The 19,945-nt window shown below is 74.8% G+C and carries 25 protein-coding genes and 1 tRNA gene; 14 read left to right on the forward strand and 12 right to left on the reverse strand.

Annotated elements, in window-relative coordinates; translation table 11 throughout:
• Positions 1 to 53: 53 nt before the first annotated feature.
• Together DQ240_RS08525 and DQ240_RS08530 are read right to left on the reverse strand one after the other, a co-directional pair.
• On the reverse strand, positions 54 to 1,208 hold the full coding sequence (locus tag DQ240_RS08525; RefSeq protein WP_113839208.1) for an acyl-CoA dehydrogenase family protein: 1,155 nt from the start codon (positions 1,206 to 1,208) through the stop codon (positions 54 to 56).
• Positions 1,209 to 1,331: 123 nt separating this feature from the next.
• Positions 1,332 to 2,186, reverse strand: coding sequence for an aldo/keto reductase (locus DQ240_RS08530; protein ID WP_113839209.1), 855 nt, complete (start codon positions 2,184 to 2,186; stop codon positions 1,332 to 1,334).
• 58 nt (positions 2,187 to 2,244) lie between these two features.
• Between DQ240_RS08530 and DQ240_RS08535 the strand changes: the two genes are divergently transcribed.
• Entirely contained in the window at positions 2,245 to 2,823 is a 579-nt protein-coding gene (locus tag DQ240_RS08535) for a histidine phosphatase family protein (protein WP_113839210.1), read from the forward strand.
• On the opposite strand, the gene DQ240_RS08540 is transcribed toward DQ240_RS08535, so the two are convergent.
• Entirely contained in the window at positions 2,804 to 3,904 is a 1,101-nt protein-coding gene (locus tag DQ240_RS08540) for an EAL domain-containing protein (RefSeq protein WP_113839211.1), read from the reverse strand. The genes DQ240_RS08535 and DQ240_RS08540 overlap by 20 nt on opposite strands.
• 128 nt (positions 3,905 to 4,032) lie before the next feature.
• Here DQ240_RS08540 and DQ240_RS08545 point away from each other — a divergent pair, with 128 nt between their 5' ends.
• The gene (locus DQ240_RS08545; RefSeq protein ID WP_113839212.1) at positions 4,033 to 4,650 is read left to right on the forward strand and encodes a TetR/AcrR family transcriptional regulator; all 618 of its coding nucleotides are present in this window, start codon (positions 4,033 to 4,035) and stop codon (positions 4,648 to 4,650) included.
• Between the two features lie 12 nt (positions 4,651 to 4,662).
• Here the strand turns inward: DQ240_RS08545 and DQ240_RS08550 are convergent, their stop codons facing one another.
• Positions 4,663 to 5,082 carry a DUF427 domain-containing protein gene (locus tag DQ240_RS08550; protein ID WP_233498596.1) on the reverse strand — a complete coding sequence of 140 codons (420 nt, stop codon included), beginning with the start codon at positions 5,080 to 5,082 and terminating at the stop codon, positions 4,663 to 4,665.
• A gap of 77 nt (positions 5,083 to 5,159) precedes the next feature.
• Entirely contained in the window at positions 5,160 to 5,396 is a 237-nt protein-coding gene (locus DQ240_RS08555) for a DUF3618 domain-containing protein (protein ID WP_113839214.1), read from the reverse strand.
• Positions 5,397 to 5,589: 193 nt separating this feature from the next.
• Here DQ240_RS08555 and DQ240_RS08560 point away from each other — a divergent pair.
• Positions 5,590 to 5,670, forward strand: a tRNA-Leu gene (locus DQ240_RS08560).
• Positions 5,671 to 5,676: 6 nt separating this feature from the next.
• Here the strand turns inward: DQ240_RS08560 and DQ240_RS08565 are convergent.
• Positions 5,677 to 6,075 carry a hypothetical protein gene (locus DQ240_RS08565; protein ID WP_113839215.1) on the reverse strand — a complete coding sequence of 133 codons (399 nt, stop codon included), beginning with the start codon at positions 6,073 to 6,075 and terminating at the stop codon, positions 5,677 to 5,679.
• An 81-nt stretch (positions 6,076 to 6,156) separates the two neighbouring features.
• Between DQ240_RS08565 and DQ240_RS08570 the strand changes: the two genes are divergently transcribed.
• From DQ240_RS08570 to DQ240_RS08580, 3 genes are all read left to right on the forward strand, one after another.
• Positions 6,157 to 6,741 (forward strand): TetR/AcrR family transcriptional regulator, encoded by a 585-nt coding sequence (locus DQ240_RS08570; protein ID WP_113839216.1) that lies wholly within the window; start codon positions 6,157 to 6,159, stop codon positions 6,739 to 6,741.
• Between the two features lie 16 nt (positions 6,742 to 6,757).
• Complete coding sequence (locus DQ240_RS08575) at positions 6,758 to 7,687, forward strand: sterol desaturase family protein (RefSeq protein ID WP_199589183.1); 930 nt, start codon at positions 6,758 to 6,760, stop codon at positions 7,685 to 7,687.
• A 171-nt stretch (positions 7,688 to 7,858) separates the two neighbouring features.
• Positions 7,859 to 8,668, forward strand: coding sequence for a hypothetical protein (locus DQ240_RS08580; protein ID WP_113839217.1), 810 nt, complete (start codon positions 7,859 to 7,861; stop codon positions 8,666 to 8,668).
• Here the strand turns inward: DQ240_RS08580 and DQ240_RS08585 are convergent.
• Complete coding sequence (locus tag DQ240_RS08585) at positions 8,661 to 11,024, reverse strand: CaiB/BaiF CoA-transferase family protein (RefSeq protein WP_158548602.1); 2,364 nt, start codon at positions 11,022 to 11,024, stop codon at positions 8,661 to 8,663. The genes DQ240_RS08580 and DQ240_RS08585 overlap by 8 nt on opposite strands.
• Positions 11,025 to 11,107: 83 nt before the next feature.
• On the opposite strand from DQ240_RS08585, the gene DQ240_RS08590 reads away from it, so the two are divergent.
• From DQ240_RS08590 to DQ240_RS08605, 4 genes are all read left to right on the forward strand, one after another.
• Positions 11,108 to 11,941 (forward strand): enoyl-CoA hydratase/isomerase family protein, encoded by an 834-nt coding sequence (locus DQ240_RS08590; RefSeq protein WP_113839219.1) that lies wholly within the window; start codon positions 11,108 to 11,110, stop codon positions 11,939 to 11,941.
• Positions 11,938 to 12,726 carry an enoyl-CoA hydratase-related protein gene (locus DQ240_RS08595; RefSeq protein ID WP_199589185.1) on the forward strand — a complete coding sequence of 263 codons (789 nt, stop codon included), beginning with the start codon at positions 11,938 to 11,940 and terminating at the stop codon, positions 12,724 to 12,726. Before DQ240_RS08590 ends, DQ240_RS08595 begins: the two co-directional genes overlap by 4 nt.
• Positions 12,723 to 13,670 carry an LLM class flavin-dependent oxidoreductase gene (locus tag DQ240_RS08600; RefSeq protein WP_113839220.1) on the forward strand — a complete coding sequence of 316 codons (948 nt, stop codon included), beginning with the start codon at positions 12,723 to 12,725 and terminating at the stop codon, positions 13,668 to 13,670. The genes DQ240_RS08595 and DQ240_RS08600 overlap by 4 nt, the downstream gene beginning before the upstream one ends.
• Before the next feature lie 162 nt (positions 13,671 to 13,832).
• Positions 13,833 to 14,657 carry a hypothetical protein gene (locus DQ240_RS08605; RefSeq protein WP_113839221.1) on the forward strand — a complete coding sequence of 275 codons (825 nt, stop codon included), beginning with the start codon at positions 13,833 to 13,835 and terminating at the stop codon, positions 14,655 to 14,657.
• A 10-nt stretch (positions 14,658 to 14,667) separates the two neighbouring features.
• On the opposite strand, the gene DQ240_RS08610 is transcribed toward DQ240_RS08605, so the two are convergent.
• Positions 14,668 to 15,588: a hypothetical protein gene (locus DQ240_RS08610; RefSeq protein WP_113839222.1), complete on the reverse strand. Its 921-nt coding sequence runs from the start codon at positions 15,586 to 15,588 to the stop codon at positions 14,668 to 14,670.
• 45 nt (positions 15,589 to 15,633) lie between these two features.
• The gene (locus DQ240_RS23240; RefSeq protein WP_158548604.1) at positions 15,634 to 15,780 is read right to left on the reverse strand and encodes a hypothetical protein; all 147 of its coding nucleotides are present in this window, start codon (positions 15,778 to 15,780) and stop codon (positions 15,634 to 15,636) included.
• Positions 15,781 to 15,958: 178 nt separating this feature from the next.
• On the opposite strand from DQ240_RS23240, the gene DQ240_RS08615 reads away from it, so the two are divergent.
• A complete protein-coding gene (locus tag DQ240_RS08615; RefSeq protein WP_113839223.1) occupies positions 15,959 to 16,147 on the forward strand; it encodes a hypothetical protein in 189 nt (62 codons plus the stop codon).
• A gap of 22 nt (positions 16,148 to 16,169) precedes the next feature.
• Here DQ240_RS08615 and rdgB read toward each other — a convergent pair whose 3' ends face one another.
• Complete coding sequence (gene rdgB / locus DQ240_RS08620) at positions 16,170 to 16,781, reverse strand: RdgB/HAM1 family non-canonical purine NTP pyrophosphatase (RefSeq protein WP_113839224.1); 612 nt, start codon at positions 16,779 to 16,781, stop codon at positions 16,170 to 16,172.
• Positions 16,778 to 17,530, reverse strand: coding sequence for a ribonuclease PH (gene rph, locus DQ240_RS08625; protein WP_113839225.1), 753 nt, complete (start codon positions 17,528 to 17,530; stop codon positions 16,778 to 16,780). Before rph ends, rdgB begins: the two co-directional genes overlap by 4 nt.
• A gap of 125 nt (positions 17,531 to 17,655) precedes the next feature.
• Between rph and DQ240_RS08630 the strand changes: the two genes are divergently transcribed.
• From DQ240_RS08630 to bcp, 3 genes are all read left to right on the forward strand, one after another.
• Positions 17,656 to 18,306, forward strand: coding sequence for a DUF4337 family protein (locus tag DQ240_RS08630; RefSeq protein WP_113839226.1), 651 nt, complete (start codon positions 17,656 to 17,658; stop codon positions 18,304 to 18,306).
• Between the two features lie 43 nt (positions 18,307 to 18,349).
• Positions 18,350 to 18,754, forward strand: a complete 405-nt coding sequence (locus DQ240_RS08635; protein ID WP_113839227.1) for a YjbQ family protein — start codon at positions 18,350 to 18,352, stop codon at positions 18,752 to 18,754.
• Positions 18,755 to 18,815: 61 nt separating this feature from the next.
• Entirely contained in the window at positions 18,816 to 19,316 is a 501-nt protein-coding gene (gene bcp, locus DQ240_RS08640) for a thioredoxin-dependent thiol peroxidase (protein ID WP_113839228.1), read from the forward strand.
• An 18-nt stretch (positions 19,317 to 19,334) separates the two neighbouring features.
• Here bcp and DQ240_RS08645 read toward each other — a convergent pair whose 3' ends face one another.
• Complete coding sequence (locus tag DQ240_RS08645; protein ID WP_113839356.1) at positions 19,335 to 19,922, reverse strand: QsdR family transcriptional regulator; 588 nt, start codon at positions 19,920 to 19,922, stop codon at positions 19,335 to 19,337.
• Positions 19,923 to 19,945 lie beyond the last annotated feature (23 nt).

Raw genomic sequence — 19,945 nt, forward strand, 5'->3', positions numbered from 1 at the left:
ACCGACCCGCGGGGGCACCGGCCGAGCCACGGGGGCCGGCCGGTGCGCCGCCGTCAGGAGCGAGGCATGCCCGCCGCGCGCAGCAGGCCGCCGCCGATGATGACCCGCTGCACCTCACTGGTGCCCTCGTACAGCCGGTACAGCCGGGCGTCGCGGTAGAAGCGCTCGACCGGCGTGGTGCGCAGGTACCCGAGCCCGCCGTGCACCTGCACCGCGCGGTCGGTGGCCCGGCCGACCATCTCGCTGCAGAAGAGCTTGGCCGCCGAGGGGCCGACCGAGGTGTCCTCGCCGCTGTCGTAACGGGCAGCCACGTCGCGCACCAGCGCCCGCCCGGCGACGAGCTCGGTGTGCATGTCGGCGATCAGCGCCTGCACCAGCTGGAAGCGGCCGATCGGGGCGCCCCCCTGCTTGGCGGTGGCGGCGTAGGCGACCGACTCGTCGAGCACGCGCTGGGCCATCCCGACGCACATGGCGGCGATGTGCAGCCGGCCGCGGGAGAGCACGGTCAGCGCCTTGGAGTAGCCGCGGCCCTCCTCGCCGACCAGCGCGTCGGCCGGCACGCGGACCTCGTCGAAGAAGACCTCCGAGGTCCACGCGCCGGACTGCCCCATCTTCTTGTCCTTGGCGCCCAGGCTGACCCCCGGGGCCTTCGCGTCGACGACGAAGCTGGAGATGCCACGCCCGCCGCGCTCCTCGGGGTCGCTGCGCGCGAAGACGACGAACAGGTCGGCCAGCGGCGCGTTGGTGATGTACCGCTTGCTGCCGCTGATGACCCACCCGTCGCCGTCGCGGCGGGCGGTGGTGCGCAGCCCGGCCGGGTCCGAGCCGGCCTCGGCCTCGGTGAGGGCGAAGGAGCCGATCAGCTCACCCGCGGCCAGCCGCGGGAGGTAGCGCTGCTTCTGCTCCTCGCTGCCGAACTTGGCGATGACCTGCCCGGCGATCCCGTTGTTGGTGCCGAACAGCGACCGGAACGCCGGGGTCGTGTAGCCGAACTCGAAGGCGAGCTCGACGTCCTCCTTCATGTTCACGCCCAGGCCGCCGTACTCCTCGGGCAGGGCGTAGCCGAACAGGCCCATGTCCGCGATCGCCCCACGGAGCTCCTCGGGGATGCGGTCGTCGAGGTCGATCTCCTCCTCGCGCGGGATGACCTCCTCCCGCACGAGCTGACGTACCGCTTTCCGGATCTGCTCGAAGTCGTCGGCGTCCATGCAGGACATGGTGGACCAGCGCTGGAACGCCGTTCACCCGGGTGTCCCCCACCACCGCCTCTCGGCCCCCGTGCAGGGGCCCGCCGCGAGCTCGCGAGTGGTGGGGGGCACGGGGGTCCTTTTTCAGGCGAGGGCGTCGAGGCGGGCCATGTCCTCGTCGGAGAGGGTCAGCCCGGCCGCGCCGAGGTTCTCGGTGAGGTGGTCGACGGACTTGGTGCCCGGGATCGGGAGGACGACCGGCGACTTCTGCAGCAGCCAGGCCAGCGCCACCTGGGAGGGCGTCGCGTCCAGCTCGCGGGCGATGTCGGCGACCGGGCTGTCGGGGGCGGCGAGGTCACCGGTGGCGATCGGGAACCACGGGATGAAGCCGATGCCCTCGGCGGTGGCGTAGTCGAGCACGTCCTGGGACTGCCGGTTGGTCAGGTTGTAGAGGTTCTGCACGCTGACGATCTCCACGATCTCGCGCGCGGCCCGCAGCTCCTCGACCGACACCTCGGAGACGCCGATGTGCCGGACCTTGCCCTCCTGCTGCAGTTCCTTGAAGACGCCGAGCTGGTCGGCCAGCGGGACGTCGGGGTCGATGCGGTGCAGCTGGATGAGGTCGATGCGCTCGAGCCGCAGGTGGCGCAGGGAGAGCTCGACCTGCTGGCGGAGGTAGGCGGGGCGGCCGACCGGCGTCCAGATGCCGGGGCCCTGCCGGGTCAGTCCGGCCTTGGTGCCGATGACCAGACCCTCGGGGTACGGGTGGATCGCCTCGGCGATGATCTGCTCGCTGACGAACGGGCCGTAGGAGTCGGCGGTGTCGATGAAGTCGACGCCCTGCTCGACGGCGGCGCGGACGACGCGCAGCGCGCCGTCGCGGTCGGCCGGCTCGCCCCAGACGCCCGGCCCGGGCAGCTGCATGGCGCCGTAGCCGAGCCGGTGGACGGGGAGGTCCCCGCCGAGGGAGAACGTGTCGCTGAGCTGTGCGGTGGTCATGCCAGGTGCCAGCACGCCAGCCCGCGCGGGTGTTCCCCGGAGCGTGTGTGATGGGCCGGTGGGACAGATCGTCGTGCTGCGGCACGGGCAGACCGAGTGGAGCCGCAGCGGCCAGCACACCGGGGTCACCGACCTGCCGCTGCTGCCCGAGGGCGAGGACAAGGCGCGCTCGGTGGCGCCGCGGCTGGCCGAGCGACGCTTCGCCGAGGTCTGGACCAGCCCCCTGCAGCGCGCCCGGCGGACGGCGGAGCTGGCGGGGCTGACCGCCACGGGCGTCGACCGCGACCTGGTGGAGCTGGACTACGGCGGTTACGAGGGCCGCACGACCGCCGAGATCAGCGAGGAGCTCGGCCGCGAGTGGTCGGTCTGGCGGGATCCGATCGTCCCCGGGGAGACGCCGGGCGAGACGCTCGCGCAGGTGGCCGAGCGGGTCGACCGGGTGCTGGACCGGGCCCGCGCCCGGCTGGCCGACGGCGACGTCGCGCTGGTCGCCCACGGCCACGTGCTGCGCGTCCTCACCGCGCGCTGGCTCGGGCTCGGCCCGGAGGCCGGTGCCCTGTTCGCGCTCCCGGCCGGCGCGTTCGGCGTCCTGGGTCACGAGCACGACCGGCCGGTGCTCACCGGCTGGGGGCTGTGAGCTCCTCGGGCACCGGGAGCGGCTCCGGCTCCAGGACGACGGGGCGGCCGAAGAACCAGCCCTGACCGAGGTCGGCTCCCAGGGCGGTGACCTCCTCGGCGGCCCGCGCGTCCTCGACACCCTCGGCGACCACCTGCGCGCCGACCCCGTGCGCGGCCTCCACCACCCACCGGAAGATCGTGCGGGCGCCCTCGTCGGGCAGCGCCTGGACCAGCCGCTTCCCGAGCTTGACGACGTCGGGGCGCACCGTGGCCAGCAGCTCGCGGCTGGCCCAGCCGGCGGAGACGTCGTCCAGCGCCACCCGCCAGCCGAGCTCGCGGTACCGCTCGAGCACCGACAGCAGGTGGCCGTGCTCGGTGACCGCCGGCGGCTCGGCGACCTCGATGACCAGCCGGTGCGGCGCCAGGCCGGCGTCCTCCATGAGCTGCCGGGTGCTCTCCAGGTCCGCCTCCGGGCGGTGCACCGAGGTCGGGTGGGTGTTGACGAACAGATCGGCGTCGCCGAGCCACGGGGCGGCGCCGGAGACGGCGCACTCGCGGCCGATGCGGTCCAGCCGGGGCAGCCAGTCGGCGGACTCGGCGACGAAGAACAGGTCTCCCCCGCCGACCTCCCGCCCGTCGGCCAGCCCGCGCAGCAGCGCCTCGTGGGCGACCACGGCGCCGTCGTCGAGCGAGACGATCGGCTGGTACACGCTCCACAGCTCGGCCTCGGCGAGGACGCCGACCTCCGCGGTGTTGCCGCGGCGGGCGAGCTCGACGGCCAGCGTCGGCGCGGTCAGCAGGCGGGTGACCAGGGCGGTGTACTCCCCGGGCGGGTCGGCGGCGACCCGCACGACCTGGGCCTCGGCCGTGGTGAGCTCCCGGGAGAGCCGGTCGAACAGCCGCTCCACGCCCACGCCGTCGCGCTCGTCGGTGATGTCCAGCAGCCCGTCGGACCGGTAGACCGAGAGCCCGACCGACCGGGCGATCGCGGCCACGACGGGCAGCACGGTCTCCACGGGACTGGCGACCAGCAGGCGGGTCGCGACCTCGGGGAGGTCCCAGGTCTCGCGGCGCCGACGGGTGCTGATGGTCCGGGGCACCTCAGCAGGATGACCGAGGCGACGGTCCGTGACCGACAGGCGCGCGGGATGACCCGGGTGGGCGACTCGACGCCGAGCGGGTGAGTCGAGATCCGGAACTTCACAGCTTGAGTGTCTAAGGTCAGGGCATGGCAGTCGTCACCACGACCGAGACAGTGCGCACCAGCCGGGGCGGACGCCCCCGCGATCCCAGCCGGGACGGCGTGATCCGCGAGGCGATCCTGCGGCTGCTGGGCGACGTCGGGTACGGCGCGCTCACCATGGACGCGGTGGCCGCCGAGGCCGGCGTCGGCAAGGCGACGATCTACCGCCGGTGGCGGACCAAGCAGGACCTCGTGGTCGACACGATCTCGGTGATGAACCAGTCGCTGGCCACCCCGGTCGACACCGGTTCCCTCGACGGCGACGTCCGGGCGATCGTGCACCGACTGGTCGACGTCATCAACGGACCGGTCGGCACCGCCATCCGCTCGCTGCTGCCGTCGATGCAGCACCAGCCCGAGCTGACCGAGGCCTTCCGCACCGGACCGCTGCAGGCCTGGCGCGACTCCTACGACCGCATGTGGGCACAGGCGGAGGAGCGAGGCGACCTGACCAGTGGCGTCTCGCGCTCCGTGCTGGCCGAGACCACGACCGCCCTGCTGGTCCAGCGCTGGTTGCTCACCGGCGAGCCGGTGACCCACGAGTACGCCGACGAGACGCTGGAGAGCGTCGTCCTGCCGCTGCTGCACACGCGGCGCCCCTGAGGGAGGAGCCGGTCACCAGCCCAGGGTGCCCGGCTCCCCCTTGAACGGTCCGACCACGTCGGGCGTGATCCAGCCGCCGTAGAAGTCGCCGGCCTGGGCGCGGACGGCGACACCGTCGACCCGCGCGGCGTCGACCCGGCTCGGGTAGAAGGCGATCGCGCTCCGCAGGTGCTCGTACCCGCGGGTCGGGCGCTCGTAGGACCAGCCGACCGCCGGGACGCGACGGCCGCCCACCACGGCGTCCCAGTAGCTCGCCGCGCCCTTCCACTCGCACCACGAGCTGCCGCTGCCCGGCACCAGCACGCCGGGGACGACGTCCTCGCGGGGCACGTAGTAGACCGGCGGGTGGCTGGTCTCGCACACCCGCACAGCCCGGGTGGTGCGGGCGACCACCCGGCCGGCGAGCTCCACCTCGACCAGCCGGCCGGTCACCTCCGCCGACGGCGGGCGCGGGTAGTCCCAGACGGACTCCTGCCCCGGCCCGACCGGGTCGCGGCGCGGGTGCGGGGTCAGCGCTTGCGCTTGCGGCTGCGGACGGAGTTCACGACGACGACGGTGACGAACAGGCCCACCGCGCCGATCGTCGCCTTGCCGGCCGGGCTCTGGAAGAAGCGCACGACGGCGGCCTGCCCCTGCGCCTTCAGCCGGGTGGGGCTGCTGCGGAAGGCCAGCTCGTCGAGGGTGGCCGCCAGCGACTCACGGGCGGCGTCGATCTCCAGCTGGATCTGTCGAGGGTCGCGAGGCACGACGACAGCCTGCCAGAACGCCCGCGGACCGGCGCGCGGCCGGGATCCGCAGCACCCGCACGGGCGACCCCCGCGGCCCTGCCCTCGACGAGCTGCACAGTCGTCGCCATCAGCGGCCCATGCCGACGAGTGTGCCGATCTCGACGAAAGTGGTGGGGGGTGTTGGACCGGCCGCCGTAGACTCCGCGACCGCGCGGGAGTGGTGTAACGGCAGCCACGCCAGACTTAGGATCTGGTGCCTTCGGGCGTGCGGGTTCGACTCCCGCCTCCCGCACCCGGGTCAGTCGCGCCGGCCGCGGCGCAGCCACCCGCCGCCGAACAGCGCCCACAGCACCAGCAGCGGCTGGAAGAACAGCCGGACCAGCCGCTTGCCGTCGGTGTCAAGGCCGAAGGCGTCGGTCCCCTCCAGGTACTGCGCGATGTTGCCGGGGAAGATCACCACGAAGAAGGCGGCCAGGACCGCGCCCACGGTGCGCCGCCGGCGCGGGAGCGCCACGAACGCCGCGCCCAGCCCGATCTCGACGACGCCCGAGGCCAGCACCGTCAGGTCCTCGTCGACCGGGAACCACGCCGGCACCTGGGCCTGGAACTCCGCCCGCTGGGTGGTCAGGTGCGAGACCCCGGCGAACACCATGCTGCCGCCGAGGAGCAGCCGGGCAGCGGTCCGCGCAGCGCTCATGGGCGGACCCTAGCCACTGTTGACATACCGAGCACGCGCTCTCTAACGTCGCCGATTGACCCGATGTGACGGAGGCGACTCGTGGCGACCCAGGGAGAGCGGCGCGCGGGAACCCGCGCGGCCCTGCTCGACGCAGCCCTCGAGTGCCTGGTCGACGGCGGCGTCGCCGGCTGCACCACCGCCGCCGTCTGCGCACGGGCCGGGGTCTCCTCCGGCGCGCTGTTCAACCACTTCCCGAGCAAGGCCGCCCTCCTCGGCGCCGTCGCCGCCCGGGTGTTCGACGAGGCCGTCGCCGAGTACCTCGCCCGCTTCGCCGAGATCTCGCCCCGCAGCGGCGACCCGCTCGGCGACGCCGTCCGACTGCTGTGGCAGACCCACGACGAGCCGCGCCTGGCCGCCGTCCTGGAGCTGACCGTCTGGGCCCGCACCGACCGCGAGCTGGCCGCCCAGCTGGAGCAGGTGAACGGCCCGCACACCGCCCGGGTGCTCGGCGTCGCCCGCGACCTGCTCCCGGCGTACGCGGACCACCCGCAGTTCGAGGCGGTCTTCGACCTGGCGGTGAGCGCCGTCTTCGGCGTCGCGCTCGGCGTCGTCGGCGAGGCCGAGCGCAAGCACCGCATCGAGACGCTGGTCGGCGTCGTCCACTCCCAACTCGACGCCCGCTGACCCGAGAGGACGACACGTGGAGCACCTGCGCGGCTCGCTGGCCGACATGACCGAGGTCGACCTGATCCTGTACGCCATCCCGGCCTTCGTGCTGCTGATGGTGGTCGAGGCCGTCGTCCTCACCCGGGAGCTCCGCCAGGACGCCGCCGATGACGAAGCGGAGCGCCGCGCCCGCGTGGGCTACGCGCCCAAGGACACCCTGGCCAGCCTCGGCATGGGCCTGGGCAGCCTCGTCGTCCCGGTCGCCATCACCACGGTCCTGGGCCTCGGCGGCTACGTCCTGCTGTGGAACGCCACCCCGCTGGACCTGGGCACCGGATGGGTCGCGTGGCTCGTCGCGATCGTCGGCAAGGACTTCCTCTACTACTGGTACCACCGCGCGTCGCACGAGATCCGCTTCTTCTGGGCGGCGCACGTGGTGCACCACTCCAGCGAGCACTACAACCTGTCGACGGCGCTGCGCCAGACCTGGACGCCGCTCACCGAGTGGCCCTTCGGCGCGGTGCTGATCCTGCTCGGGGTGAACCCGGTGCTGTACGTGATGGCCAGCTCGATCAACCTGCTCCACCAGTTCTGGATCCACACCGAGGCGATCGACCGGCTGCCGCGGCCGTTCGAGTTCGTGTTCAACACGCCCAGCCACCACCGGGTGCACCACGGCCGGAACCCGCAGTACCTCGACAAGAACTACGGCGGGATCCTGATCGTGTTCGACCGGCTGTTCGGGACCTTCGAGCCCGAGGTCGAGCCGGTGCGCTACGGCATCACCAAGCCGGTGGGCAGCTACAACCCGCTGCGGATCGCCACGGCCGAGTACGTCGCCATCGTCCGCGACATGCGCGGCGACCGCCGGTGGGCCCACCGGCTCGCCCGACTGGTCCGCGGCCCCGGCTGGACCCCCTCTCCCGCGCCGGCCGCGGTGCCGGCGACGTCGAGCGCCGGCTGAGGTCCCCGCAGGGCCCCGCCGGCCGGGGCGCGCGGGGCGCCTGGGGCCGGTGGGGTGGCCTGAGTTGCGGGACGGCATCGGCGGTGCGCGTCGCTGGAGTGAGACCACTCGGTGCTGCTTCCCTGTGCCGCGCGTGAACGCGGTCACGCGCGGCAGCGGGGGGCGGACGGCATGGCGGGCACGGCGGTCGCGGAACGGCGCAGCTCTGAATGGGCGTGCGGCGAGGCGCTGGAGACGGCGGCGGGGTACGTGCAGAGCGTGCGCACCGCCGGCACCCCGACGGCCCGGGCACGGGCCGCGGCCTCCCGGGACGGCCTCAGCGCCGTGCGCACCGTGCTGCGCGAGCTGCCCGACCACCCGCTGTCATTCAGCGACGCCCCGGCCGGTCGTGAGCTGCGCGCCTGGTTCCGGCCCGACCGCCGGCTGCCGTTCAACCGGGCGCCGATCGCGGTCCTCGAGCTCCCGGGCACCTCGGCCGAGTACCTCCGGGGACGACCCCGCCAGGCGCTGCGGACCAACGCCGCGCGCGCCGCGGCCGAGGGCGTGCGGTGCGCGCCGGTGCACGACCCCGCGGAGCTGCGCCGGATCGCCGTCGCCATCGCGGACCGGCGCGGCGCCACCCCCGACCACGTCGCCCCCGAGCACCAGGACCCGAGCGCGGACCGCCTGTGGTCGGTCGCCTACGACGCCGACGGCGACCCGGTGGCCGTGACGCAGACCGTCGTCGACGAGAGCCGGGCGGGCCTCATCACCCTGATGACCGCCTCGGGCCACCCCGCCGCCCGGGTGACCCGCTACGCCCTGCAGGCGCACCTCGCCGGCCGGCTCATCGACCGCGGCGTGACGACGCTGGCCGTCGGCGGGTCGATGCTGCTCACCAGCCCGGGCACGCGGTACTTCCAGCGCCGCACCGGTTACGTGCCGGTGCACGTGCGCCCCGACGGCGTCCCCGTCCGCCGCCGGGGCCGCGCGGTCAGTTGACGAACCGCTCCCGGTAGTCCTCCCCCGGCTCGTAGGCCACGCCGGCGGCCACGAGGTCGTCGATCTCCCGCTGGGAGAGCCCGATGCCGTCGAGCACCTCGCGGGTGTGCTGCCCGACCAGCGGCGCCGGCCCGGCGATCCGGCCCGGGGTCTCGGAGAAGTCGATCAGGTTCCCGAACTGCCGGGTGCGGCCGTACACGGGGTGCTCGTACTCGCTGACCAGCCCGAGCCGGACGTTGTCGGCGTCGTACAGCGGGGCGACCCCGCCCTGCGTGTCCAGCGGCAGCTCGCACGGCACCCCGGCGGCGTCCAGCGCGCGCTTCCAGTTCCACGACGTGCGCCGGGCGAACGCCTCCTCCAGAGCCGCCTCGACCTCCTCGCGCGGACCGTCGCGCCGGTCGGTGAGCTCGTCGGCGCCCACGGCCACGCACAGCGCCGACCACTCCACCCCCGTGGTGGCGCACACCTGCACGTACTGGTCGTCCTGGCAGCGGTAGAGCCGGTAGCCCGGGCCGATGCCGTGCAGCCCGGCGTCCAGGTGCGGCCGCTCGACCGGGACGCCGTCGACCAGGAGCGCGTCGGAGGCGAACACCGCACCGCCGTCCAGCAGCGACGTCCACAGCTCCTGCCCCTCCCCCGTCCGGTCCCGGTGGGCAAGGGCGAGCAGCACGCCCACCACCGACAGCACCGCGTTGGCCTGGTCGGTGAAGCCGAACCGCACGTACAGCGGCCGCTGGCCCAGGTGCACCGCGCCCTGCTCGAACTCGATGCCGCTGCTGGCCTGGTACAGCGGGTCCAGCCCGCCGGAGCGGCCGAGCGGGTCGGCCAGCCCGTAGGCGTAGGTGTTGCAGTAGACGACCGACGGGTTCACCGCGCGGCAGTCGGCGTAGCCGATGCCGATCCGGTCGGCGACACCCCGGGTCATGTTGTGGTGGACGACGTCGGCGGTCCGCACCACCTCGAGCGCGATCTCCCGCCCGCGGGGGTCCTTCAGGTCCAGGGCCAGGGACCGCTTGCCCCGCTGGCAGCCGTTGAACGGCGCCTGTGCCATCCGCATGTTGTCGCCGCCGACGGGCTCGATCTTGACCACGTCCATGCCGAGGTCGCCGAGCAGCATCGGGCCGAACGGGCCGGCGAGGTACTGCCCGAAGTCGACCAGCCGCAGCCCGCCGAGCGCCGTCGGCTGCGCGGGCCCGCCCGAGGGGACCGGGGCCGGCCGTTCGGCGCCCCAGCCGCAGGCCCGCAGTGCCGCGCCGTCGGCGTCCAGCCGCGGGCGCGGCGAGACGATCGCGCCGGGCGTGCCCAGCAGGTGGATCGGCACCCCCATCTGGGTGGTCGCGCCCAGCTCGGGGTCGGCGACCTGGGCGACCATGTCGTTGGCCGCCAGCTGCGGGTGCGGCTCGGCGAGCGCCTGCTCGGCGGGCACGATCAGCTCGCAGGCGTGGTCGTTCTCCCGCAGGACGGCGGCCAGGTCTGCGGTCTTCCACGTGCCGAACGCGGCAGCTCGCTCGGCGTGCCACGCCTCGCGCTGCTCGGCCGGAGCCGACGCCTGCACGTAGGGGTGCGGCTGGTCGATGCCGAGGATCTCCTCGATCGACCGCTTCGGCGTCAGGCCGGACAGCACCGAGAGGTGGATCCACCCGTCGGCGGTCTGCCAGATCATCCCCTGGTGGATCCCGGGCGGGTACGTCTTGGCCATCACGTCGTGGAAGGCCGGCGCCCAGTGCTCGACGTCCTGCCAGATCTGCGTCGTGTAGAGGAACAACTCCTGCAGCAGCGACGTCCGCACGTGCTGGCCGCGACCGGTCGTGGCCCGCTGGTGCAGCGCGGCCAGGATGCCCATCGGCGCGAGGAAGACCGCCCCGAGCGTCGGGGTCGGGGCGTGGTTGTAGACGGGGCCGGTGCGCCACCCCGGCTGCTCGGTCTGCGCGCCGCCCGCGGCCTGGACCAGCGCGTCCCAGCCGGCGCGCTGCTCGTTGCGGTGCCCCACCGGCCAGGCCGAGACCGAGCAGTAGACGAGCCCGGGGTGCCGCTCGTGCACCGCCGCGAAGCCGAACCCGAGCCGGTCCATGACACCGGGCCGGAATCCCTCGACCAGGACGTCGGCCCCGGCGAGCAGCTCCTCGAACACCGCCGCGTCGCCGCCGTCGGTGAGGTCGAGCGCGATGGACCGGCGGCTGCGGTGCCACACGGCGCTGCCGGGGTAGCCGCGGAACGGGTCGCCGCCGGGTGGCTCCACCTTGACGACGTCGGCCCCGTGCTCGGCGAGCATCGTGACCCCGACCGAGGCGCCCGGCCCCCACGTCAGGTCGAGGATGCGGATGCCGTCCAGGGCGCTGCCCGAGGGTGTCGTCACGGTCGCAGTGTGTCCACGGGCATGCATCGACACAATGCTCCCGACGTCGTTACCGTCAGGCTCTCGATAGAGGGAGGACGCCGATGTCCGATGCCGCCGCCGGCTGGGCCGACGCCGGCCTGGCGTTCCGCGTGGAGGACGGCGTCGCCTGGCTCGTGCTGGACCGCCCGCAGGTCCGCAACGCCATCCACCACCCGCTGCGCAACGCCCTGCTCGCCGCGATCGAGGAGGTCCGCGCCGACCCGGACATCCGCGCCGCCGTCGTCACCGGGAACGGCACCGCCTTCTGCGCCGGCGCCGACCTCACGTCGCCGCCGCACATCGAGATCCCGCCCGACCGGCAGCGCGGCGCCCTGGCCAACGTCGCCCGCGAGGACGGTCGCCGCTTCGGCTGGTGGCGGCTGGCCCGGGCCATCTGGGAGAACGAGAAGCCGTTCGTCGCCGCGGTGAACGGACCGGCCTACGGCGGCGGCTGCAACCTGGCGCTGGCCTGCGACCTCGTGCTCGCCGCGGAGTCGGCCCGGTTCAGCGAGGTCTTCGTCAACCGCGGGCTGCCCCTGGAGGGCGCGGCCGCCTACCTGCTCACCCGGTCGCTGAGCCCGGTGCGGGCCAAGGAGATGGCCCTGTTCGGCGACCCGGTCGACGGGCGGACGGCGGCCGAGTGGGGTCTGGCCAACCGCTGCGTGCCCGACGCCGAGCTGCTGGACCTCGCGGGGAGCTGGGCCCGGCGGCTGGCGGCCGGCCCGAGCATCGGCATCGGTCACGTGAAGGGCCAGGTCAACGACGCGCTGGAGCAGACGATGGAGCAGGTGGCCAAGGCGGAGGTGACGCTGCTGGGGCTGGGCATCGGCAGCGACGCACAGGAGGCGATGCGGGCCTTCGCCGAGCGTCGCGAGCCCCGGTTCACCGGCCGGTGACCGCCCCCAAGGTGCTCGTCGAGCGCCGCGGGCACGTGCTGGTCGTGACCATCAACCGGCCGGAGGTGCGCAACGCCGTCGACGGCGAGGTGCACATGACCATCGGTCGGCTGCTCGACGAGGTCGACGCCGACCCCGACGTCCGGGTCGTGGTGGTCACCGGCGCCGGCGACCAGGCCTTCTCCGCCGGCGCCGACCTCAAGGCCACCGCCCGCGGGGAGACGGTGCTCCCGCCGGGCTTCGAGCACTGGGGCTTCGCCGGCTGGGTGCGGCACCCGATCAGCACGCCCACCATCGCCGCGGTCAACGGCGCCGCGATGGGCGGGGGCGCGGAGCTGCTGCTCTCCTGCGACCTCGCCGTCGCCGCCGAGCACGCCGTGATCGGGCTCCCGGAGGTCAAGGTCGGGATGGTCGCCGCCGACGGCGGCCCGTTCCGCGCGCTGGCCCAGCTCCCGCAGCGGATCGGCATGGAGCTCGTGCTCACCGGCGAGCCGATCACCGCGGCCCGGGCGCTGGAGCTGCACCTGGTCAACCGGGTCGTCCCCGGCGACCAGCTGATGGACACCGCTCTCGAGCTCGCCGGGCGGATCGCGGCCAACGCCCCGCTCGCGGTGCGCGCCAGCAAGCGCATCGCCCTGGGCCTGCGCGACGGCGAGCGCCCCGGCGAGCGGCTGCACTGGGACCTGACCCGCGAGGCCGCGCACGCGATCGCGGGGTCGGCGGACGCGGAGGAGGGCGTGCGGGCCTTCCTGGAGAAGCGTCCGCCGCACTGGACCGGGCGATGAGGATCGGGATGCCGCTGTCCTACAGCGGCGGTTTCCGGGAGGCGGCGGCGGTCATCGGCGAGTTCGAGGCCGCCGGTCTCGACGTGGTGTTCGTGCCCGAGGCCTGGTCGTTCGACGCGGTCAGCCAGCTCGGCTTCCTGGCCGCGCGGACGACGACGCTGCGGCTGGCCGCCGGGATCCTCAACGTCTACTCCCGCACCCCCGCGCTGCTGGCCATGACCGCGGCCGGCCTCGACCACGTCTCCGGCGGCCGGTTCACCCTCGGCCTCGGCGCCTCGGGCCCGCAGGTGGTCGAGGGCTTCCACGGGGTGCCCTACACCGCCCCGCTGACCCGCACCCGGGAGGTCGTCGAGACCTGCCGCCGGGAGTGGCGGGACCGGCGGATCCCGCTGATGCTCGCCGCGCTCGGGCCGAAGAACGTCGCGCTCGCGGCCGAGCTGTTCGAGGCCTGGGAGCCGATCTTCTACCTGCCCGAGCGGGCGGCCGACGCCTTCGGCGGACCGCTGGCCGACGGCGCCGCCCGGCGGGACGCCTCCCTCGAGCCGCTGGACGTCGTCGCCGACACCCACCTGCTGGTCACCGAGGACGCCGACGCCGCCGAGCGCGCGCTCCGGCGGGTCCGCCGGCACCTGGCCCTGTACATCGGCGGCATGGGCGCCCGCGGGCGGAACTTCTACAACGACCTCGCCGTCCGGTACGGGTTCGCCGAGGAGGCCGCGGAGGTCCAGGACGCCTACCTGGCCGGCCGCCCGCAGCAGGCGGCCGCCGCGCTGCCCGAGGCCCTCGTCCGCGGCGTCTCCCTCGTCGGGCCGCAGGGGTACGTGGCCGAACGGGTGGCCGCCTTCCGCGCGGCCGGGGCGACGACGCTGAACGCCACCCCGCTCGGGGAGGACCACGCGGCCCGGCTGGCGTCCCTCACCACCCTGCGCGAGCTCGCCGGCTGAGCCGACACGCCCACCTGCGCGACGCACCGGGGTAGGCCAGATCACGTCCGTGTCTTTTCGCAGGTGAGGGCGACGGCGGCGCCTCCGCCGACGGGTGCGCGACCGGCCGCCGTCGTAACGTGGCGGGGAGCCCCTGAACCGCACCGACTCCCCTCGGAGCCCATGTCCTCCCCCCGCACCGAGCCACCTGCCCGCCCCGACGACACCCCGGCCGAGGAGCCGAAGAAGAGCCAGCTGAGCGCCGTGCAGATCGCCGCCGGCGCGCTGGCCTCGGTCTCGGCCGCCGTGGTGGCCTCGTTCTTCGGGGTCGCCGGCACGCTCATCGGCGCTGCGCTCGCGAGCGTCATCAGCACCGTCTCCGCCGCCCTGTACACGAACTCGCTGAGCCGGACCAACGAGCAGCTGCGCCGGGTCCGGTCCCAGCTGGTGACCGTCGTCCCCCGCACGCGGTCCGGCGAGCAGCCGACACCGGCCGAGCCGCCGGCCACCCGGGTCCTGCCCGCGGCGCTGGACCCGCGGCGCGCACCGGCGGTCCGCCGCGGCCCGCGCTGGCCGCGGGTGGCCGGCTACGCCGTGGCGGTCTTCGGCCTGGCGATGGCGATCGTCACCGGCATCGAGGTCGTCGGCCAGCAGCCGGTGTCCGCGCTGGTCGGGGCCGAGGAGGCCTCCTCCGCCACGACGCTCGGCGAGCTGACCGGCGGCTCGACCACCCGGGAGGACTCCCCGGCGACCCCGTCGACGACACCCGCGCCCTCGACGACCTCGGACGCACCGGGGTCCGAGGCCCCGGCGGAGAGCACGGCCGGCCCGACCGGGAGCACGGAGACGACGGCGCCGACCACCACCCCGCGGTCGACGGCGGAGAGCACCAGCCCCTCGACGTCCTCGGCGCCGCGTCCCAGCACGAGCGCGCCGCAGACGACGCAGGGAGCCTCCGACCCGTCGCCGGACGCCGCGGGTGGAGCCGCCGACGCGGTCGCCCCCTGACCGGCGGGCTTCAGCCCAGCAGGATGCGCACGCCGAGCTCCGTCGAGGGGACGGCGGGGTCGTCGTCGTCCACCACGGCGAGCAGTGTGACCTCGTCGCCGGCCACCTCGCGCAGCGCCAGGCCCTCGACCTTGTGCACCCGTCCGCCCGGGGTCGGCAGCGGGGTCACGTCCAGCAGCCGGTCGCCGTCCACCAGCGCGAGGGCGGTGGCGACCACCGGGCCGTCGTCGACGGCGTTGGGCGTGTCCTCCGCGGCCGCGCTGAGCAGGGTGCGGCCGTCCGGGAGGGCGACGGCGTCGGTGACCGCCAGCCCGACCCCCGCGACCTCGCCCAGGTCGTAGCGGCGCAGAGCGCCCACCGGGACCGAGGCCGGGTCGACCGTCCCGAGCACGGCCCGGACCAGTGCCTCCAGCGGCAGGTCGACGCTGGCCGAGGGCACGCCCGCGGCCAGGTTGCCGCGCTGGAACCAGCGCACGGTGTCCCCGTGCCGGCTGCCGCCCTCGAGGTTCAGCTGGTCCGGCGGCACCCCGAGAACCGCGGCGACCCGCGCGTAGAGCGGGGCGAGGTCCGCGGCGTGCGGGACCGGCGTCCCGCCGTCCAGCCGCACCAGCACACCCCGCATGCGGCGCGCCGACGAGCCGGAGCCCAGCGCCAGTACCGCCGGGGCACCGTCGACCTCGGCCGGACAGGCGACCTCCAGGTCGGGCTTGAGGTGCTTGGTGCCCGCGGCCTCGCTGAAGCGGTCCAGCCCCTCCACCGCCGGCAGGAGCCGCACCGGGGTGACCGTGGTGCCGCGACGCCAGGCGGCGGAGGTCGCGTCGTCCTGGACGACCAGCCAGCCGTCGCCGAGCGGAGCGATCCCGGACGCGGCGGTCACCGGCGTCCCGTCGTCGAACCACAGCTGGGCGACCGACTCCACGAGGACCTGCACGGCGTCGACGGTGCCCCGCGGGGCGCTCCGGCACGCCTCACCGGGTCAGTGCTCTGCGGCCGTGCCCTCCACCAAGGTGGGGAAGGGGTCGGCGTCGTCGCTGAACGACCCGACCGCCGCGACGACCGGCAGGGCGGCGGCGGCGCCGACCACGGCGAGGGAGGCGAGCAGCTTGCGGAGCAGGGACGGCACCGGCTGATCCAAGGCGATCGGGGTCACCGGGCGTGACCGGAGAGCCGGGGAGCCGCCCGATCCGGGGACACCGGTCACCCGCACGGGACGGCCGGCTCCTCCCCGCGGGTCACCCCTTCGGGTCGGCCGGGCCGTCCGTGCGCTGCTCCCCCGGGTGGCGGCTGCCGACATGGGGGCCATGACCACCGCTCTCCCGCGCCCGTCCACCACCGGCCGGCACCGCGCGCCCGAGTCCGCCGACGAGCCCCGCTGGGCCTCGCCGGCCGACTTCCGCGCGGCCTGGATGCGGATCGGCCGGCACGCCGCCGCCGAGCCCGCCGGGACCGATCCGTTCGACTGGCTGGGCGTCGCGCCCGCCGCCGGCTGACCGGCGACCCGGTTGCTGCGGTTCAGCGTCCCCCGAGCGCCTCGGCGACCACCGGGACCAGGGCCGCGAAGGCCTGCGCCCGGTGGCTCCTCGCGTCCTTCTCCCCGGGTGAGAGCTCGGCGGAGGTGAGCTCCAGGCCGTCCGGGACGAAGACCGGGTCGTAGCCGAAGCCGTTCGTCCCGCGCGGCTCGCGGACGACGCGTCCGCGCCACTCCCGCTCGAGCACCCACTCCCCGCCGTCCGGCGTGACCAGGGCGGCGGCGCAGACGAACGCCGCCCCGCGCCGCTCGTCGGGCACGTCGGCGATCTGGGCGAGCAGCAGCGCGGTGTTGGCGGGGTCGTCGCCGTGCCGCCCCGACCAGCGCGCCGAGAGGATGCCGGGCATCCCGTTGAGCGCGTCGACGGTGATCCCCGAGTCGTCGGCCACCGCGGGCAGACCGGTGTACCGGACCGCCTCGTGCGCCTTGAGCAGCGCGTTCTCCGCGAACGTCGCGCCGGTCTCCGGCGCCTCCGGGTACTCCGGGACGTCGCGCAGGCCGACGACGGTCACGCCCGGTACGGCCCCGGCCAGCAGCCGCTGCAGCTCGGCGAGCTTGCCCGCGTTCCGGGTGGCGAGGACCAGCCGCGTCGTCATGCCGACAGCGCCCGCTGCTGGATCGCGGTGAGCTCCGCGCAGCCGGCCACGGCCAGGTCCAGCAGGGCGTCGAGCGTCGGGCGGTCGAACACCGCCCCCTCCGCCGTCCCCTGGACCTCGACGAAGCCGCCGTCGCCGGTGCAGACGACGTTCATGTCCGTGCCGGCCCGGACGTCCTCCTCGTAGGCGAGGTCCAGCCGCGGCTCGCCGTCGATCACCCCGACGCTGACGGCGGCGACCGACTGCACCAGCGGCGTCGCCTTGGCCAGCTTCCCGCGCTCGCCCAGCCAGGAGACGGCGTCGGCGAGCGCCACGTAGGCCCCGGTGATCGCCGCGGTCCGGGTGCCGCCGTCGGCCTGCAGGACGTCACAGTCGAGCGCGATGCTGTTCTCCCCGAGCGCGCCGAGGTCGATCGAGGCCCGCAGCGAGCGGCCGATCAGCCGGCTGATCTCGTGCGTGCGCCCGCCGACCCGGCCCTTGACCGACTCGCGGTCACCGCGGGTGTGCGTGGCGCGCGGCAGCATCGCGTACTCGGCGGTCACCCAGCCCAGGCCCGAGCCCTTGCGCCAGCGCGGCACCCCCTCGGTGACGCTGGCGGCGCAGAGCACCCGGGTGCGGCCGAACTCGACCAGCACCGAGCCCTCGGCGTGGTCGAGCCAGTTCCGGGTGATCGTGACCGGACGCAGCTGGTCGGCCGTGCGGCCGTCGGGGCGGGGCGTCTGCGGTGGGGTCTGCGAGGCGGGAGTCACGTGAGTCGACAGTAGTGCGCACCTCGCCACGAGGGACGACGCGAACGGCCACGCGCGGGCCTCCCAGCCCCTACGCTCCGCGAGCCCCATCCCGCCTGCCACCTGACCTGCGAGGACACACCCCCATGGCCCAGCACGCCGACCTGACCGCCGACGCCCCGGAGGAGCCGTCCAGCCGCCGGATGGAGTTCGCCTCCGCGATCCTCCTGGGCCTGGCCGCGGTCGCGACCGCGTGGAGCGCCTACTGGGCGGCGATGTACGGCGGGGACGCGATCGCCGGCTACGCGCAGGCGAACACGCTGACCAGCCAGGCCGCCGACGTCTACGGCGATGCGACCGGCCAGTACAACTACGACCGGACGCTGTTCCTCCAGTACGCCGAGCTGCGGCTGACCGGCGACGAGGCGACGGCCGACGCGCTGCGCGACAACTTCTTCTCCGAGAACCTCGAGGAGACCGTCGACTGGTACGACACCACCGGCGACGAGGTGACCGACCCGTTCGACGCCGACGCCGGCTCCCCCTACGCCCTGGAGGAGTGGGCCGAGGGGAACGAGCTCAGCGAGGAGGCCGACCGCGTCTACCAGGAGGCCACCGCCAACGACGACCAGGGCGACAAGTTCGACCTGGCCACCGTCTTCCTGGCCCTGTCGCTGTTCTTCGGCGGTATCGCGACCGTCTTCCGCCGCCACCTGCCGCAGGTCGCCACCATCGCCGTCGGCACCGCCGGCCTGGTGATCGGCGTGGGCGCCGTCGTCTGGGCGCACGTCAGCTGAGCGCCTGCGCGCCGCCGGTCCCGGTTCCCGGCAGGATCACCCCATGCGATCCGAGCTGCGATCCGTCCGGACCGGCGGCGCGCCCGCCGTCGTCGACCTGACCGACGAGTGCGCGGCGTTCGTCGCCTCCGAGGCCGACGGCCTGCTGCAGGTGTTCGTCCCGCACGCGACCGCGGGCGTCGCGATCATCGAGACCGGCTCCGGCAGCGACCCCGACCTGCTGGCCCAGCTCGACGTGCTGCTGCCGCCCGACGACCGCTGGCGGCACAAGCACGGCAGCCCCGGCCACGGGCGCGACCACGTCCTGCCGGCGTTCGTGCCGCCGCACGCGACGGTCCCGGTGCTGGAGGGACGCCTCCAGCTCGGCACCTGGCAGCGGATCTGCCTGGTCGACCCGAACGGGGACAACCCGCAGCGCCACGTCCGCCTCTCCTTCCTGCGCGGCTGACCGGTCGCGCCGGCACCCACCGGCGTGGATCCGGTCGGCCGGGCACGGCAGGATGCCGGACATGACCGACACCGCCGCCGCCCCGGACGCAGCCCCCGTCCGCCTCTCACCCGGTGACCCGGCACCGGACTTCACGCTGCCCGACGCCGACGGCAACCCCGTCGCGCTGTCGGCGCACCGTGGCCGGCGGGTGATCGTCTACTGCTACCCGGCGGCGCTGACCCCGGGCTGCACCACGCAGGCGGTCGACTTCACCGCGGCGGCCGGCGAGCTCGCCGAGGCGGGGCTGGACATCATCGGCATCTCCCCCGACCCGCCGGCCAAGCTGCTGCGCTTCCGGGAGAAGGAGCAGCTGGGCATCACGCTGGTCTCCGACGTCGACAAGTCGGTGCTCACCGCCTACGGCGCCTTCGGGCCCAAGAAGCTGTACGGCAAGGAGGTCATCGGGGTCATCCGGTCGACCTTCGTCATCGACGCCGAGGGCCGGATCGAGAAGGCCGCCTACAACGTCAAGGCCACCGGGCACGTGGCCAAGCTCCGCCGGGACCTCGGCCTGGGCTGACGCCCGGCCGGGAGCGGCTCAGCGCGGGGACCGGAACACGCCGGTCACCAGCGCGTCCACCACGGTGGTCGCGGCCTTGAGGTCGGGCTCGCGGGAGACCATGACGTCGGAGTAGAGGAACGACTCCCCCAGCCGCACCACGGCGTAGGACAGCAGGGGGATCGGCACGTCGGGGACCGAGCCGAGCGCCTCGACGTCCCGCTCGAACAGCGCGGTGTAGGCCTCGACCAGCCGGGGCTGGACGCGGCCGCGCGGGTCGGTGAGCACCCGCAGCGCGGTGGTGGGCTCGTCGTCGAGGAACCGCCGCAGCGAAGGCGCCGTGCTGAGCACGTTCCGGAAGTCCTCGGCGATCGACAGGCTGCGCAACCGGCCGGGCGGCTCGGCGCCGACCGGCCGCGCGTCGTGGACCTCCGCGGCGCGTCGCAGGGTCCGCTCGGCCAGCCACCACATCGCCTCGCCGAGGACGGCGTCGCGGCTGCCGACCCGCCGGAACAACGTGACCCGCGAGATGCCGAGCCGTGCGGCGAGCGTCGCCATGTCGAGCCGCTCGCCGTCGAGGAGGGTGCGCGCCGCCCGGCGGATGACCTCTTCCGGGGGTGCGATCACGGGCCGAGCGTAGGGCGCCCGGG

The sequence above is a fragment of the Blastococcus sp. TF02A-26 genome (assembly GCF_003319125.1).
GTDB lineage: Bacteria > Actinomycetota > Actinomycetes > Mycobacteriales > Geodermatophilaceae > Trujillonella.